A 587-nucleotide genomic window follows, 5' to 3' on the forward strand; every position below is an offset into this window, starting at 1 on the left:
TCCTCGTCATCGACGTCCAGGCCGATTTCCTGCCCGGCGGCGCCCTCGCGGTGCCGGACGGGGATGCGGTGATCGGACCGATCAACGCGCTCGGGCGACGTTTCCGGCACGTCGTCCTGACCCAGGACTGGCACCCGGCCGGCCACGCCTCCTTCGCGACGAGCCACCCGGGCAAGCAGCCCTTCGAGACCGTGCGGCTCCCCTATGGCGAGCAGGTCCTGTGGCCGGAACACTGCATCCAGGGCACGCCGGGCGCGGAGCTCTCGTCGAAGCTCGACCTGCCCCATGCCGAGCTGATCATCCGCAAGGGCTACCGGGCGGGAATCGACAGCTACTCGGCCTTCCGCGAGGCCGACCGCACCACCCCGACGGGGCTCGCCGGCTACCTGCGCGAGCGCGGCCTGACCCGGGTCTTCCTGTGCGGGCTCGCCACCGATTACTGCGTCGGCTGGAGCGCCCTCGACGCGCGGGAGGCGGGGTTCGCGGCGGTGGTGGTCGAGGAGGCCTGCCGGGGGATCGACCTCGGCGGCTCGCTGGCACGCGCCTGGGAGGCCATGGCGGCGGCGGGGGTGGAGCGGGAGCAGAGC

Annotated in this window: 1 protein-coding gene; it reads left to right on the forward strand. The window is 73.3% G+C overall.

Translation table 11 applies throughout. The annotated features are described in order from the left end of the window. Positions 1-587: bifunctional nicotinamidase/pyrazinamidase (gene pncA, locus QR78_RS31770; RefSeq protein ID WP_125940069.1), on the forward strand; the 587-nt coding region annotated here is incomplete at both ends.

This window comes from Methylobacterium indicum, assembly GCF_001043895.1.
In the GTDB taxonomy this organism is placed as follows: Bacteria; Pseudomonadota; Alphaproteobacteria; order Rhizobiales; family Beijerinckiaceae; genus Methylobacterium; species Methylobacterium indicum.